This is a genomic window from Nitratidesulfovibrio oxamicus (assembly GCF_015731765.1).
Classification (GTDB): domain Bacteria; phylum Desulfobacterota; class Desulfovibrionia; order Desulfovibrionales; family Desulfovibrionaceae; genus Cupidesulfovibrio; species Cupidesulfovibrio oxamicus.
This window is the reverse complement of sequence record NZ_VRYY01000387.1, coordinates 1-14,881: the sequence shown is the minus strand read 5'-3', so window position 1 is coordinate 14,881 and position 14,881 is coordinate 1. Positions and strand designations below refer to the sequence as shown.

The window sequence follows — 14,881 nt, the reverse complement described above, 5'->3', positions numbered from 1 at the left end:
GCGGCTGCAGCCTCCGGCGCGGCCACGTCCACAATGGCGGTGCCACCCTTGCGCAGCTTGCCGAACAGCACCTCACGGGCCAACTCGTCTTCCAGCGCGGTGCGGATCACCCGGCGCAGCGGGCGCGCCCCGAAGGCAGGCTCGAAGCCCTTTTCGGCCAGGCGCGCACGGGCCGCCGGGGTCAGCTCCAGGCGCACGCGGCGGTCCTTCAGCCCGGCTCCCAGTTCCAGCACGAACTTGTCCACGATGCGCTCCATGACCGGGGTGGTCAGCCCGGCAAAGGGGATCATGGCGTCCAGCCGGTTGCGGAATTCCGGGCTGAACATGTTCTCCACGGCCTTGCGGCCCTTGCCCGCCATGTCTTCCTGAGCGGTGGCGCCGAAGCCGATGGCGGTGGCGCTCATTTCACGCACGCCCGCGTTGGAGGTCATGATCAGCACCACGTTGCGGAAGTCCGCCTTGCGCCCGGTGTTGTCGGTGAGCGTGGCGTAGTCCATGACCTGGAGCAGGATGTTGAAGATATCCGGGTGGGCCTTTTCGATTTCGTCCAGCAGCAGCACGGTGTACGGCTGCTTGCGGATGGCCTCGGTCAGCAGGCCGCCCTGGTCGAAGCCCACGTAGCCCGGGGGCGCCCCGATGAGCCGCGACACGGAGTGCTTCTCCATGTACTCGCTCATGTCGTAGCGCACGAAGCCGATACCCATGACTTCCGCCAGGCGGCGGGCCAGTTCGGTCTTGCCCACGCCCGTGGGGCCGTAGAACAGGAAGCTGCCGGTGGGCCGGTCTTCGCGTCCCAGCCCCGCCCGCGCGCGCAGGATGGCCCGCGACAGGATGCCAACGGCCGCGTCCTGCCCGAAGACCACGTTGCGCAGGTCTTCATCAAGGGTCCGCAGGCGGTCGCGGTCGCTGGAGGACACCGTGCGCGACGGTATCTGGGCCATGCGCGCCACCACCTTTTCCACGTCCTTCACGCCGATGGCTGCATCGGATGCCGACGCAGCACGGCCTCCATAACTGGCACGCCGCAGCCGGGCAGCCGCACCCGCCTCGTCCAGCACGTCGATGGCCTTGTCCGGCAGCAGCCGCTCGGTGATGTACCGGGCGGAAAGCTCCACCGCCGCGCGCAGGGCGGGCAGCGTGTAGCGCACCTTGTGATGGTCCTCGTAGTAGGGACGCAGCCCCTTCAGGATGTCCACGCATTCGTCCTGCGAAGGCTCCTGCACGTCGATCTTCTGGAACCGGCGCGACAGGGCGCGGTCCTTCTCGAAGTGGTTGCGGTACTCCTCGTACGTGGTGGACCCGATGCAGCGGATGCTGCCGTCGGCCAGCACGGGCTTCAGGATGTTGGAGGCATCCATGGAGCCGCCGCTGGTGGAACCGGCGCCCACGATGGTGTGGATTTCGTCGATGAACAGGATGGCCCCCGGCACCTTGCCGAGGTCGGTGATGACGCCCTTCAGGCGTTGCTCGAAATCGCCGCGGTACTTGGTGCCCGCCAGCAGCGCGCCCATGTCCAGGGCAAAGATGCGCACGTCACGGAATTCCTCCGGCACGTCGCCGCCCGCCACGCGCAGGGCCAGCCCTTCGGCGATGGCGGTCTTGCCCACGCCGGGGTCGCCCACGTACAGCGGGTTGTTCTTGCGCCGCCGGGCCAGCACCTGGATGGTCCGTTCCAGTTCCTTCGCCCGCCCGATAAGCGGGTCGATGCGGCCATCACGGGCGCGGGCGGTAAGGTCCACGGTGAATTTTTCCAGCGCGTCGGTGCGCGGCGTGTCCGGCGCGCCTTCTTCGCCATCCGCGTCGCCGTCGTCTTCCCCGTCGCCGCCCTGCGGCGCGCCGTGCGATATGTGCTGCAACACGTCCAGCCGGGTAACCCCCTGCGACTTCAGGAAGTAGGTGGCGTAGGCGTCGTCTTCTTCGAAGATGGCGGCCAGCACATCACCGATTTCCACGGCGCCCTTGCCCGCGGACTGCATGTGGCGGATGGCCCGCTGCAACACGCGCTGCACGCCCAGGGTCTGCACCACCTCGGTGGGGGTGTCGGCGGGCAGCGGCTCCAGATGGGTGGCGAAAAAGGTTTCCAGGCGCAGGCGCAGGGACTTCACGTCCACCCCCACGGCTTCAAGGATGGACTTTCCCGCATCCTCGCCGGTGATGGCGTAGAGCAGATGCTCCAGCGTCAGGAACTCGTGGTTGCGCGTCCGCACGTCGTTGACGGCGGCGGTAAGCGCTGCTTCAAGGCGTCTTCCTATCATGTCATACCTCTTCGAGGGTGCAGCGCAGTGGATAGCCTTCGCGCCGGGCGCGGGCATGCACGAGGGCGACCTTGGTTTCGGCCACCTCTGCCGTGTACACGCCGCATTCGCCGACGCCCTTCTCGTGGACGGCCAGCATGATGCGCGTCGCCTCGTCGGGCGTTCTGCGGAACACCTCGACCAGGATCGACACCACGAACTCCATGGTCGTGTAGTCGTCGTTGTGCAGCAGCACCCGGAACATCCGGGGCTCGCGCACTTCGTCCTCGATGAGGATCTCCGTGTCCCTGCCGCCATCGGGCATGCCCGATGGGCCACCGGGCCTTGAAGGGCCTGCCGGGCCGGACGGGCCAGACGGGCCAGCCAGTTTGACCGGTTCGGCCATCCGGAAAGAACCGGGCATGCCCGCCGGAATGGCCGGGAAACGATGAGGGGCGGAATGGGTGCTCATGGGTGCTCGTTTCGTTGTTTCCGGGCGGTAACTGCCGGCGGCTTCCCGATACCTGTCCCCGTCATCCGGGTAATGCTGCCGGATGCGTCGGACCGTGGGTGAGCCGGGCGCGGGCCACGCCCTTATACTAACATCGCGCCGGCCGCTGTCGAGGGTCTTGCGGCCCCGGTGCCGTCGTGCGCGGTCATGTGCGACAAGGTCGCACGGTCGCAGGGTTCGTGGCCGGTTGCGGACAGGGCCGAATCACTCCGGAGCATTCCGCACTGGCAGGGCCGGATCATTCCGCACTGGCGGGACCGGCCCCGTCGTCGCCGCGTCCGAAGACCACCCGGCGCGCGTCGGCCAGCCCTGCCGCGTCGAAGGTGAAATCCTCCGACGGGGGCAACCCGCGCGCTGCGCGCCACTGGCGATTCAGGTCGTGATACGTTGTGGTGGATGCGCGCGCCCTGTCAAGGCCAAGCCGGTGGGCCACGGCCAGGATGGCCTCGCGGTCACCCTCCAGTTCCGCAACCGGACCGAAGGGCATGGTATCAAGGCAGACATGCACCCCGTGCAGGTGCCACACCTCGCGCACCTTGTCATAGCCGAAGGCCACGCCGTAGCCCAGGCTCGTCAGCATCAGGTGCATGGCGTCGGCGTCGGCAACGCCGGTCTGTACCTCGTCCCACACCTTCACGTCGGTCGGGACGGGGGGGTGCGATACGTCCGGCGGCTTCTTCATGGTCAACACGGCGGCATGCAGGTTCGGGCCGGTCTTGGTGCGCAACCGCAGCAACGTGTTCGCCGCGCGCAAGTCGCGCCCGGGCGTGTCGTACACCCGGTTGCATTCAAGGTACGGAACGCCGCCCGTGGCCCCCAGTGCTTGCAAAGCGGTGCGAAGCGCGGCAAGGTCCGCTTCGGGGAACTTGATTTCCATTTCCAGTGCCATGTGAACTCCATGGACCGCGTCCCCGCCATCCCGCATTCACGCTGCCGCAGCGGCAGCCCGTGGAAGATGGAGACGAGGCGCGGCCAGGCGCCGCACCGCGCGGCGCGAAAGAGGGCCTTTTCGTGCAAAAGATCGTCCTGCTGGGCCTTGCGGGCGCCTTGGGCAGCCTGGCCCGCTACGGCCTTGCCGGGCTGGTGCAGCGCGCCGCGCCCGGTTCGTTTCCGCTCGGAACGTTCATCGTCAATGTGCTCGGCTGCCTGGCCTTCGGATTCGTGTGGGGGGTGTGCGAAAACCGCATATCACTGCACCCCGACGTGCGCGTGGTGCTGCTGACCGGCTTCATGGGCGCGTTCACCACCTTTTCCACCTTCACCTTCGAAAGCCTGGGGCTCATGGAGACCGGGCAGTGGCCGGCCTTTGCCCTGTACGCGGGCGGCCAGTTGCTGCTGGGCCTTGCCCTGTTGTGGCTGGGCCTTGGTGCCGGACGGCTCGTCTAGGGCACCGGACGGCTGGTGCAGAGCGGGTTGCCCCCTCCCCTGCGCACGAAAACCCCGACATCACATCCGCAACCGGAAGGAACACGCCATGCGCATCATATCCGGCGACGCCCTGCGTCTGCGCATCTACACCGGCGAACGCGACACCCACAAGGGCCGCGCCCTGCACGACGTCATCCTTGAATCGGCCCGCCGCGAAGGGTTGGCGGGCGGCACGGTGTTCCGGGGCCTTGCGGGCTTTGGCGCCAACAGCGTGGTGCATACCGCGCGGGTGCTGCGCCTGTCCGAAGACCTGCCCATCGTTATCGAAATCATCGACGACGCGCCCAAGATAGAAGCATTCCTGCCCCGCGTCGAGGCGCTGCTGGCCGAAGGGCTGGTCACCGTGGACCCGGTGCGCGTGCTGCTGTACCGCCACGCCCCCGGCAAGGATGAACAGAAGGACGTGTAGCCGGTACCGGTCGTACGGAAAGTCGCGTAGCCGGACAGCGGAAAGGTGCCCATGACTGGCGGCCGCTCGACGGCGGCGTCGGGGCACATCACGGCGGCGTCGGGGCGACATCGCGGAGACATCAGGGCGGCACAGGCAGGAAACCGGCGTTACCGCGTCCCGGCGCGCGGATGCAGAAACGGCAGGACCGCCGGGGCGGCCCTGCCGTACGCATTTCGCGGGGGCGTATGCGCCAAGCCTACCCGGCGACGGGCAGCAGCGCGGCGCGAATGGTGTCGATGCCGGTCTTGTCCACGTATTTGGACACCCGCAGCCGCTTGCCGGAATTTTCACGGTACATGGCCATGAAGCGCTGCACCAGGTCCAGCGCCGCCTCGCGGGTCAGATCCTCTGCCAGCACGTCGCCGATGCGCGGGTGCCCGCCGGAATTGCCGCCCACGATCACGGTCCAGCCGCGCTTGGTGCCCACCAGGCCCACGTCGCGCAGGTAGCTTTCGCCGCAGCACATGGGACAGCCGGACACGCCGAACTTGACCTTGGCCGGGAAGGGCTGTTCCGCCAGCGTCTGTTCGATCTCTATGCCGAGCCCCAGCGAATCCTGAAGCCCAAGCTTGCAGACCGCCGTGCCGGGGCAGGCCTGCACGTAGTGCACGCACAGTTCCACGGCGCGGCCCACGTCCATGCGCAGGTCTTCCCAGATGGGCTCCACCTGCTCTGCCGTCATGCCCACCAGGGCAAGGCGCTGGCCGGAGGTGATCTTGATGATGGGGATGGCGTACTTGCGCGCCACGCGGGAAATGGCGTCCAGAATGTCGGGCGACAGCATGCCGCAGGGGGTGCGGGGCACGATGGCGTAGGTCTGCTTGTCGCGCTGGAGAATGGCGCCTCTCGGTTCCGGCGTGCCGGTATCAGTCATGTCCGATGCTCCTTGGTCCGTATGCGTTGTCGTTGAGGAGAACATGGCGATCACCCCGGGGCAATGACCCCGCGGCAATCGCCACATGCGTTACGTGTGCCAGTGTTGGCGACGTTGCCCATGCTGCCGGTTCCGGCGCCTTCATGACTTCGGCGTCGTCCACCGCCGTCACCGGGTTCAGCAGGCCCGGAGGATGGCCGGGGCGATTTCTTCCAGCGAAACCACCTTGCGCACGCCGCCCAGCTTGATGGCCTCCTGCGGCATGCCGAATACCACGCAACTGGCCTCGTCCTGGGCGATGGTATGCGCGCCCACGTCGAACAGTTCCTTCATGCCCGCCGCGCCGTCGTCGCCCATGCCGGTCATGATGGCGGCCACGGCGTTGCGCCCGGCGTAGCGCGCGGCGGAACGGAACAGCACGTCCACCGAGGGCCGGTGCCTGCGCACCAGCGGGCCTTCGCGCACCTCGACATAATAGCGCGAGCCGTTGCGCTTGAGCAGCATGTGCATGTTGCCGGGCGCTATGAGCACCTGGCCGCGCCGCATGACGTCGCTGTCCTGCGCCTCCTTCACCGCTACCCGGCAGATGGCGTTGAGACGGTTGGCGAAGGCGGCGGTGAAGTGCTCCGGCATGTGCTGCACGATGGCGATGGGCGGGCAATCGGCGGGCAGCGCCTCCAGCACCACGCGCAGGGCCTCCGTGCCGCCGGTGGATGCGCCGATGACCACCATCTTTTCGGTCTGCTGCACGGTGGTGGTCAGCGGGGTGGTTGCGGGCAGCACCGCATCGGCGGAAAGCTTGGGCGGCACCCCTGCGGCCAGCGGGCTGAGCTTGCGCAGCCTGGCGCGGGCGGCGGCCTTCAGCGCGTCGCAAATGCGTATGCTGGATTCCTCCAGAAAGCGCTTGGTGCCCATGCGCGGCTTCTGGATGACCTCCACCGCGCCGTATTCCATGGCCTTGAAGGTAGCCTCCGCCCCCTGCTCCGTCACCGACGAGCAGATCACCACCGGAATGGGGTGCTGGGTCATGATCTTGCGCAGGAAGGTGATGCCGTCCATGCGCGGCATCTCCACGTCCAGCAGGATAACGTCCGGGGCTACCGCCTCCATGCGCTTGGCCGCCACGAAGGGGTCGGACGCGGTGCCTATGAGTTCCAGATCCTCGTCGCTGGCGACGATGTCGGCCAGGGTCTGGCGGACCAGGGCCGAATCATCCACCACCAGCACCTTGATGCGGCGGGCGGTCATCGCGTTCTCCGGTAGACGGTGGGCGCCACCTGTTCAAGGGGCAGCGCCATGCCGGTAAGACTTTCGGAGTGGCCGATGAACAGGTGCCCGCCGGGGCGCAGGCACTGGCAGAACCGGCTGAACAGCCCTTCCTGCGTGGGCTTGTCGAAATAGATGATCACGTTGCGGCAGAAAATGATGTCCATGGGCTCGGAAAAGCTGAAGGTATCCATGAAGTTCAGCCGTTCGAAGCGCACGGCGGATCGCAGTTCCGGCCCGATGCGCACCAGGCGGCGCGAACGGTCGCGGCTGCGCAGCAGGTAGCGCTTGCGGAACTGGTCCGGCACGTTATGCACCCGTTCTTCTTCATACACTGCGCGGACCGCCTGTTGCAGCGCCCGCGACGAAATGTCCGTGGCCAGGATGGAAAAGCTGAAACCGGCGGTGCGTTCCTGATAGTCGCGCAGCACCATGGCCAGGGTGTAGGGCTCCATGCCGATGGAACAGCCCGCGCTCCATACCCGCAGGAGGCGCTGGCCGCGCAGGCGCACCGCCTCCGCCGTCCAGCCGGGCAGCAGCGTGGAAGTCAGGTAGTCGAAATGACGCGGTTCGCGGAAAAACTCCGTGGTATTGGTGGTCACCACGTCGATGAAGTTGCGCAACTCCTCGTCAAACCCCTTTTTCGTGAACAGGTAGTCCACGTACTTGTCATAGCTGTCCAGGCCCAGCACGCGCAGCCTCTTTTGCAAGCGCGCCTCCAGCATCACCCGCTTGGAGCCGGGCAGCTTGATGCCCACCTGCTCGTAGACGAAGTGGCTCATGCGGTCGAACAGCTTCTGCGACATGGGGCCGGGGCGCGCGCAGCCTGCAGGCATGGCCGGGCCGTCACTGCGGTTGGGGCTCATGCACCGCCCCCGTGCGACGCCGCCGGAACGCGCTGCGCGCGCGGGGGCTGGTCCACCGCAAGCTGCACCAGTCCCGGCACGTCCAGGATCAGGGCCATGCTGCCGTCACCCTTGATGGTGGCGCCGGAAATGCCGGGCACGTCCTTGTAGATGCGGCCCAGGCTCTTGATGACCGTCTGGTGCTCGCCCACCACGCAGTCCACCACCAGGCCGAACCGGCTGCCCTGCGCATCGACCACCACCACCTGCTCGATGGTGGGCGCCGGACCGGACGAGGAGAACAATTCGCGCAGGCGGATATAGGGCACGATCTCTCCGCGCAGGTTGATGATGCGCTGCCTGCCGTCGGCGGAACTGGGAGTGGCGTGTTCCGCGCATTCCTCCACGTGGTTCAGCGGGATGACGTACGATTCGCCGCCCACCAGCACCTGCAGGCCGTCGATGATGGCCAGGGTCAGCGGCAGGCGGATGGTCAGGCTGGTGCCCTCGCCCACCGTGCTGTCCAGTTCTATTCGTCCGCGCAGCGCCTCGATGGAACGCTTCACCACGTCCATGCCCACGCCCCGGCCCGAAACGCTGGTGACCTTTTCCGCCGTGGAAAAGCCGGGGGCGAAGATGAGTTCGATGGCCTCGCGCGCGGGCAGTTCCACATCCGGGGCAATGACGCCGCGCGTACGGGCGATTTCCAGCACCCGGACCGGGTCGATGCCCGCGCCGTCGTCGGCAATGGTGATCAGCACCTCGCCCCCGGCATGGGCCGCCGAAAGGGTTACCGTGCCGGTACGCGGCTTGCCCGCGGCGGCGCGCACGTCGGGCGATTCCACGCCGTGGTCCAGGCTGTTGCGCAGGCAGTGCACCAGCGGATCGCCAAGGCGCTCTATGACGGTCTTGTCCAACTCCGTCTCGCCGCCCAGGGTCACCAGTTCCACGTCCTTGCCCAGTTCCGCCGAAAGGTCGCGCACCAGGCGGCGGAACTTGCTGAACGTGGTGCCGATGGGCAGCATGCGGATGCCGAGGGTGGTGTCGCGCAGTTCGTCGCTCAGCCGTTCCAGTTCCTCCACCAGCCCCAGCAGGCCGGGGTCGCTGCGCAGATGCGCCGCCTGAGAAAGCTGGGCCTGCACGATGACCAGCTCACCCACCAGATCCACCAGAAAGTCCAGCTTGGACGCGGCAACCCGAATGCTGGCCCCGGAATCTTCACGTGCGGTCGATTCCTTGTCGCGCGACTGGCGAATGGTGCGCACGGCCTGCTGTTCCGCCAGCGCGGCATCCACCCGTTCCGGGGGCACCACGCCCGCATCGGTCAGCAGCCTGCCCAGGGGACGCTGTTCGTCCAGCACACGGTGCAGATCGTCGGCGCTGACGTCGCCGCGCTCGATCAGGATTTCGCCCAGCCGCTTGTAGGCGGCGTCATCCACGATGCGCGCGTCGTCCACCAGCCGGATGTCGATGTCCGCGTCATCCTCGACGAACAGGAACACGTCGCGGAGGGCCGCCTCGTCCGACTCGCTGGAAAGCAGCACGTCCCACCACAGGTGGCACAGTTCGGGCTGCAACTCGTCAAGGCCGGGCACCTCGCTGAAATGCGGAAACACCTGCGCCCCGCCAAGCTCGCGCAATTCGTCCAGCAGGGACAAGGGATTCGCGCCGCTGAAGAAAATGGACGGAGTGGGACGAAAACGCACCCGCCAGGTGCGGGTACAAGGGGGGCACGGCGCTTCCGGCTCTGCCGGGCATTCTCCGCCGTCGGCATCGTGTGGCGGTGCATCGGCCACAGTGCCCGCCACGGGCACCAGCGCCCGCAACGAAGCGGTAATGGCGGCGGCATGCGCCAGGTCCGGGGCTTCGTCGGAGACGGCGCAATGCAGCAGTCGGGCGATGTGGTCGCGCGAGGCCAGGGTCAGGTCCAGCAACTGGCGGGTCACCGGCACCTCGCCGTTGCGTACCCGGTCGAACACCGTTTCCACGTCGTGGGTGAAGTGGGCGATGTCGTCGAAGCCGAACATGGCCCCGGAACCCTTGATGGTATGCATGGCCCGGAACACACGCGCAACCAGGTCGCGGTCATCGGGCTGCGCCTCCAGTTCCAGCAGGGCTGTTTCCAACTCTGCCAGCAGGTCGTGCGCTTCTTCGATGAAGGCTGCCCTGTTTGCGTCTTCCTGCGATTGCATGCGGCACTTCCTTGTCCGGCCTGCCTAATCCATGCCGGGCTCGCTGATTCAATCGATTCCGTCAATGCCGGGGGGGCGGTTTCCTGCGCCCTGCCCGCCCGTGTTCATACGTGCCCGTCTGTGTCCGTCTGTGCCCGCCTGTGACCGTCCGTGTCCGCCAGGGGCCAACATAGCCAGCAGGGCACGCCAGCCTCCGGCGGGGTTCGGCAGGGTTCGGCAGGCGTCATCCGAGTCCTCCGGAATTCGTGGAGTTCACCGGGCCCGCCCGAACTGGTCCGAACTGGTCCGAACTGGCCTGAGCGGGACAGGGTTGGCCAGAGCCGGTTGGGCGAACGCACCGGACGGACAGGACAAGCCAAGGGGACAGGCCTCGTCCGGACGAGGCTGCGAGGCCTGCGGGACGGGCTGAGCGCCCCTCCTGCGCCCGCCAGTGCGCCCTGCTCCCCAACCGCCGTCCCGGCGATCCGCCGAAGCGAGGCGCCGGGCCTAGCCGAGTACCTTCTTGACCACGGCCAGCAACTGTTCCGGCTGAAACGGCTTGACGATCCACCCGGTGGCCCCGGCTGCCTTGCCTTCCTGCTTGCGCGTGGCCTGTGATTCGGTGGTCAGCATGACGACGGGAATGAACTTGTACGCAGGGTTGGCGCGAATCTGCCGGATCAGTTCTATGCCGTCCATGTTGGGCATGTTCAGGTCGGTGATCACCATCTTGATGGGGCCGGAAAGCTTGCTCACCGCATCCTTGCCGTCCTTGGCCTCGATGACTTCATACCCGGCGTTGCGCAGGGTAAAGCCTACCATCTGCCGGATGCTTGCAGAATCGTCCACCGTCATGATGAGCTTGCTCATGAAACCCCTCGTGCTCGAATGTTCGGAGTTGGCGGTTCAGCACCGGGCCTGGCTGACGGCGACATCCCCTGGCCGGGTGCGGCCTGTCGGTGGTGTCGAAACGTATCGGGCGCATTGGCGCAATGGCCGGATGGTTCCGTCGTTGCCCGGCGGGCGTCGCGGATGGGACCGCGATGCCGCGCATTCAGAAAAGTTCCACGTTGTCGCCGTAGCCGTCTCCGCTTTCGTCAACGGACACGGCTGCGTCCTGCGCCGCGTGCCCGCCGCCCAATACGCGGCCATGCAGCACCCGTTCCTGTTCCATGGTATAGCGGTCACGCATGGCGGCCAGACGGCGCGATGCCACCGCCCGCGCCGAGGCGGGCACACGTTCCCGCAGCGATGCCGCCATCTCGCCCATGTCGCCGGCGGCATCGGATAGCCCGGCCGCCACCTGCGCGTCGAAGTCCAGCCCCCTTACGACATGGTCCACCCGGGCGGCCAGTTCCGTACAGGCCGAACCCACCCTGGCGAACAGTTGCGCGGCCTCGCCGTTCACCTCGCGCAGGCCGCGGGTAAGTCCTTCCAGTTCGCCGGAAATCTCGGACACCCGCGAGGAATCGAGATAGGCGGTGGCGTAGCTCTTGAGCTGCCCGGCCACGCCGTCCACCTCGCGCAGCAGGGTGGCCAGGGCCATGGTGCTTTCGCCCGCGTCCTGCGACAGCCGCTGGATCGACGAGGCCAGCACCCCAAGGGCCTTGCCCTTGTCGCCGGTATGGGCGGCACGGATGCTGGCGTTCAGCGCAATAAGCTCTATCTCGTCGCCAACGTCTTCTATATCTTCAAGGAAAACGCTCATCTGCGCAACCATTTCGGCCACCTCGACCATGACGTTGCCCATGCGCTCGCCCTGCTCTGCCAGGGACAACATGCGCGTGGCGATTTCCGTCACGCTGCGTTCCATGCGGTCGAGCACGGCAGTGCCGCCGCAGTCTTCAACATGGCATGCCTCGTCGGTAAAGCCGCCGGTGCGCTGCCCCACCCCGCGCACGCTGGCGGCAATGGCCGTCAACTCGCGCCGCAAGGTCGAAACGGCATCGGAAAAGCTCACCCTGGCGTTTTCAAGCTGGGCCTCTTGCAGGGCGCAAATGTCGGCGGCCACGGCCAGTTCCACGGCCATGGCCTCGTCGGCTGCGGCGTCTTCGGGGGCGTTGGCAGGGACGTTGACGGGAGCACCTTCCAGGCACGCGCGGGCGTCGGTCAGGGCCTCCTCCACATGCTCCACCTGCTGGCGCACGATGTCATGAAACTGCAAGGAGCCGATGATCCGCCCCATGGATGCGGCAATGTCCGCCGTGTGACCGCGCACGTCTTCAGACGCCTTGCGGCTGCCCTCGGCCACCTCGTGCAGGGTGTCCATGTTCTCGCGCAGCGAGCCGAACACGGAATAGGCGCATTCGCGCTGCATCTCGCGCATCTCGCGGGTGCTGGCCTCTGCCTTTTCGGCCAGGGAGTCCAGCGTCTTGGCCTGCTGCGTGATGCGGTCGGAATATTCGACGATCTTGTATCCCAGCTTTTCCACGTCGTCGGCAAGGGTGCTGAAGCCGCGCCCGTCGGACCCCAGGCGGGCGCTTTCGATGCGCGTTGAAATACCCAGCATTTGCAGGGTGCGCACCACGCGGGCGTAGTCGCGTATGGATCTGGAAAGTTCGTGCACCAGTTCGCGGGCGCGGGCCAGCATGGCCAGGTCTTCGGCATCGTCGTCCACGTGACAGAGTGTCTGCATGGCGTCCAGTTCCGACACCAGTTCTTCCAGGATATGGCGCACGGTGTCGCCCGAGGCGATGCGGTTCAGCTGCTGGCTGTCAGCTGCGATGTCCTGCACCCGCATGGCCACGTCCTGCAATTCCGCGCCCAGGGCAAGAAAATCGTCTTCGCGCCGCTGTACCAGCTGGGCAAGCCCGCTGCCCACACGCCCAAGCCGCTCCCGCACTTCGCGCGCCAGCGCCATGTATTCCTGCATCTGCGTCCCGTCTCCAGTGGTTCTGCATCCCCGCGATGCCCAGACTGCCACGGCATCATGTCCGCCGCACCAAAGTACCCAGCCCCGTCACGGGCTCCTGCACAGTCCAATCGCGCCCGTTCGCACCGCCTTCCTGCAACCCCCCGCACCCGTCCGACCGCTCCCCATGGCGACCGGATTCAGCCATCCCCGCGCAAGCGTGCCGCCCGTACACACGGGCAAGGGCATGAGTAAACGCATGATACCGCACCACTCATCGTGTTTAAAGTATAAAATGGGGTCAGCCCTGCATGAGAACGCCTCGTTTCCGCCAAAAGATACTGCACGGTCAGTCCAGGAAGCGGATTTCAGCCCGCGCCACATGTTCGCCCTGCGGGGTCATCCTGACGTCCACCTTACGCTTCATGAAGTCTGCCGCACCAAGAATGATTCCCTCGAAATACTCGAACAGCGCCCGGGATGAGCGATAGGTCATCACGAGAATGTTGCCCTTGTCCTCATACGTGAACGCTGGCGGATTGATGCCGGGATAGTCCTTGGTAAGCTGCTTGTGCAGTGCATCCATGCCAAGATACAGTTCCTTCAGGTCGCTGGTCTTGAAGTAGCGGCGATACATCCTGTAGAAACCGTCCATGGTGTAGCGCCCAAGCTTGCGGAACACTTCCCGTGTCGAATCGCCCGTGATGCGCGAAAGCTCGTGGGCCATCTGCTTCAACACCTGGTCCGGATAGTTGGCGGTGGCCAGAAACACGGGGTTGCCCATGGCCTCCAGCATCTTTGCCACCACGTCGCGCCCGTAGTTGCCCACGGCGAATTCCTGCATCAGCTTGGGCAGCACCCCGCGCATCTGCCCTTGCGACTTCCACAGCTTGGTGGCGTCCACCTTGGCCTCGCTGAAGCGCACGGCCAACGTCAGCAGTTCCTGCGAAAGCCCGGCAAGATCACGCGTGGCCGCAGAGGCCTGCACGGCCCCCGCTTCCGATTCTCCCGCCACCGTGGCGATGGCCTCCACCGCGCCGGTGACTTCCTCTGCCGAGGCGGACTGCTGGTCCGCCGCCGTGGCGATCTGGGCTATGCGCTCGACCATGTCCTGTATGCGCACGGTAATGCGGCTGATGGCCTGCCCGGCCTCGTTGGAAAGGCGCGTGCTTTCCGTTACCTGTCCGCCTGTCACCTGCATGGACTGCATGGCGTCGTGCGAACGCTGCTGGATGGTGCGCACGGCCTGCTCCACTTCCTTGGTTGCGGACATGGTCTTTTCGGCCAGTTTGCGCACCTCGTCGGCCACCACGGCAAAGCCGCGCCCGGCGTCACCCGCGCGGGCCGCCTCGATGGCCGCGTTCAGCGCCAGCAGGTTGGTCTGGTCTGCGATGTCGTTGATGACCCCGATGATGCGGCCGATCTCGCCTGCCTGCCCGTCCAGCTGGTTCAGCTCGCTGGCCAGCCGTTCGGCGGACTCGGCCACGGCGTTGATGCCCTCCACGGCATGCTGGACAAGCCCGGCACCCACCGAGGCATCGTCGCGGGCGCCCTGCGCGGCATCGGACGTGGCCGATGCATTGCGGGCCACCTCCAGCACGGTGTTGCGCATCTGTTCCATGGCCGCGGCAACCGACGCGGACTGCTCCTTCTGGCGTCCCGCGCCCCGCGCCTGCTCGTCGGACGAGGCGGAAAGCTCCTCGGAGGCGGACGCCACCCGCTGCGCCAGCCCGCTGATCTCGGCGCCCGTGGCCAGCAGTTCCTGCTGGCGCAATTCCAGGGCCGAGCATTCGCGGCGGGCATCACTGTGGTCGAACAGCGCCACCACCGCGCCGGTCAAGGCGCCCTCTGCATCCACCAACGCTTCGGAATGTACCTGCAACGACAGGTGCACGCCGGACGGGGTGGCCAGTTCCGCGTCGCGGTGCATGGAGGTGTCGAGCGTCGCAGGCATGAAATCCAGCGCCGCCCTGGTGGCGCCGTTGCCCCCGCTGCCCGCAAGGGCATCCGCCGGAGTGCGCCCGACCATCCGTTCCATCGGCAGGCCTGCCATGGTGACCACGCCCTTGCTGGCCCTGGCGATGCGGCCCGAGCCGTCCAGCAGCAGCACCGGGGCGCTCATGATGTCGAAGGCCGTGTGCAGTTGGATGGTATCCGCCTCCAGCCGGGCTGCGGTCTCCAGGGCCGGGTGCGGAACCGCGCCCCGTGCGCGCAGGCCGTCCAGCACCCGCACCGGGCCCTGCGCGGCCA

General features: G+C 66.8%; 12 protein-coding genes. 2 read left to right on the top strand and 10 right to left on the bottom strand.

From position 1 onward, the window contains the following. From clpA to FVW20_RS12650, 3 genes are all read right to left on the bottom strand, one after another. Window positions 1-2,255: ATP-dependent Clp protease ATP-binding subunit ClpA (clpA, locus tag FVW20_RS12660; RefSeq protein WP_196609899.1), on the bottom strand; the 2,255-nt coding region annotated here is incomplete at its 3' end. A 1-nt stretch (window position 2,256) separates the two neighbouring features. Then, window positions 2,257-2,559, bottom strand: a complete 303-nt coding sequence (locus FVW20_RS12655; protein WP_035069479.1) for an ATP-dependent Clp protease adaptor ClpS — start codon at window positions 2,557-2,559, stop codon at window positions 2,257-2,259. A gap of 424 nt (window positions 2,560-2,983) precedes the next feature. Next, on the bottom strand, window positions 2,984-3,634 hold the full coding sequence (locus tag FVW20_RS12650; protein ID WP_196609898.1) for a class IV adenylate cyclase: 651 nt from the start codon (window positions 3,632-3,634) through the stop codon (window positions 2,984-2,986). A gap of 122 nt (window positions 3,635-3,756) precedes the next feature. Between FVW20_RS12650 and crcB the strand changes: the two genes are divergently transcribed. Next, window positions 3,757-4,131, top strand: a complete 375-nt coding sequence (gene crcB / locus FVW20_RS12645; RefSeq protein ID WP_196609897.1) for a fluoride efflux transporter CrcB — start codon at window positions 3,757-3,759, stop codon at window positions 4,129-4,131. A gap of 88 nt (window positions 4,132-4,219) precedes the next feature. Continuing rightward, window positions 4,220-4,582, top strand: coding sequence for a DUF190 domain-containing protein (locus tag FVW20_RS12640; protein WP_196609896.1), 363 nt, complete (start codon window positions 4,220-4,222; stop codon window positions 4,580-4,582). A 238-nt stretch (window positions 4,583-4,820) separates the two neighbouring features. Here FVW20_RS12640 and FVW20_RS12635 read toward each other — a convergent pair whose 3' ends face one another. The 7 genes from FVW20_RS12635 to FVW20_RS12605 all read right to left on the bottom strand — a co-directional run. After that, complete coding sequence (locus FVW20_RS12635) at window positions 4,821-5,498, bottom strand: ferredoxin-like domain-containing protein (protein ID WP_196609895.1); 678 nt, start codon at window positions 5,496-5,498, stop codon at window positions 4,821-4,823. A 177-nt stretch (window positions 5,499-5,675) separates the two neighbouring features. Then, window positions 5,676-6,746, bottom strand: coding sequence for a protein-glutamate methylesterase/protein-glutamine glutaminase (locus tag FVW20_RS12630; protein WP_196609894.1), 1,071 nt, complete (start codon window positions 6,744-6,746; stop codon window positions 5,676-5,678). Beyond that, complete coding sequence (locus FVW20_RS12625) at window positions 6,743-7,630, bottom strand: CheR family methyltransferase (protein WP_196609893.1); 888 nt, start codon at window positions 7,628-7,630, stop codon at window positions 6,743-6,745. The genes FVW20_RS12630 and FVW20_RS12625 overlap by 4 nt, the downstream gene beginning before the upstream one ends. Then, the gene (locus tag FVW20_RS12620) at window positions 7,627-9,801 is read right to left on the bottom strand and encodes a chemotaxis protein CheA (RefSeq protein WP_196609892.1); all 2,175 of its coding nucleotides are present in this window, start codon (window positions 9,799-9,801) and stop codon (window positions 7,627-7,629) included. The genes FVW20_RS12625 and FVW20_RS12620 overlap by 4 nt, the downstream gene beginning before the upstream one ends. 486 nt (window positions 9,802-10,287) lie before the next feature. After that, complete coding sequence (locus FVW20_RS12615) at window positions 10,288-10,650, bottom strand: response regulator (RefSeq protein ID WP_012611617.1); 363 nt, start codon at window positions 10,648-10,650, stop codon at window positions 10,288-10,290. A 184-nt stretch (window positions 10,651-10,834) separates the two neighbouring features. Further along, window positions 10,835-12,652, bottom strand: coding sequence for a methyl-accepting chemotaxis protein (locus FVW20_RS12610; RefSeq protein ID WP_196609891.1), 1,818 nt, complete (start codon window positions 12,650-12,652; stop codon window positions 10,835-10,837). 328 nt (window positions 12,653-12,980) lie between these two features. Next, a partial coding sequence (locus FVW20_RS12605) for a methyl-accepting chemotaxis protein (RefSeq protein WP_196609890.1) occupies window positions 12,981-14,881 on the bottom strand: 1,901 nt, incomplete at its 5' end.

Bases quoted from the DNA above. Each gene is read 5' to 3' on its own strand.
- FVW20_RS12640 (WP_196609896.1), top strand. From the start codon at position 4,220: ATGCGCATCATATCCGGCGACGCCCTGCGTCTGCGCATCTACACCGGC.
- FVW20_RS12655 (WP_035069479.1), bottom strand. From the start codon at position 2,559: ATGCCCGATGGCGGCAGGGACACGGAGATCCTCATCGAGGACGAAGTG.
- FVW20_RS12610 (WP_196609891.1), bottom strand. From the start codon at position 12,652: ATGCAGGAATACATGGCGCTGGCGCGCGAAGTGCGGGAGCGGCTTGGG.
- FVW20_RS12650 (WP_196609898.1), bottom strand. From the start codon at position 3,634: ATGGCACTGGAAATGGAAATCAAGTTCCCCGAAGCGGACCTTGCCGCG.
- FVW20_RS12630 (WP_196609894.1), bottom strand. From the start codon at position 6,746: ATGACCGCCCGCCGCATCAAGGTGCTGGTGGTGGATGATTCGGCCCTG.
- FVW20_RS12620 (WP_196609892.1), bottom strand. From the start codon at position 9,801: ATGCAATCGCAGGAAGACGCAAACAGGGCAGCCTTCATCGAAGAAGCG.
- FVW20_RS12635 (WP_196609895.1), bottom strand. From the start codon at position 5,498: ATGACTGATACCGGCACGCCGGAACCGAGAGGCGCCATTCTCCAGCGC.
- FVW20_RS12625 (WP_196609893.1), bottom strand. From the start codon at position 7,630: ATGAGCCCCAACCGCAGTGACGGCCCGGCCATGCCTGCAGGCTGCGCG.
- FVW20_RS12615 (WP_012611617.1), bottom strand. From the start codon at position 10,650: ATGAGCAAGCTCATCATGACGGTGGACGATTCTGCAAGCATCCGGCAG.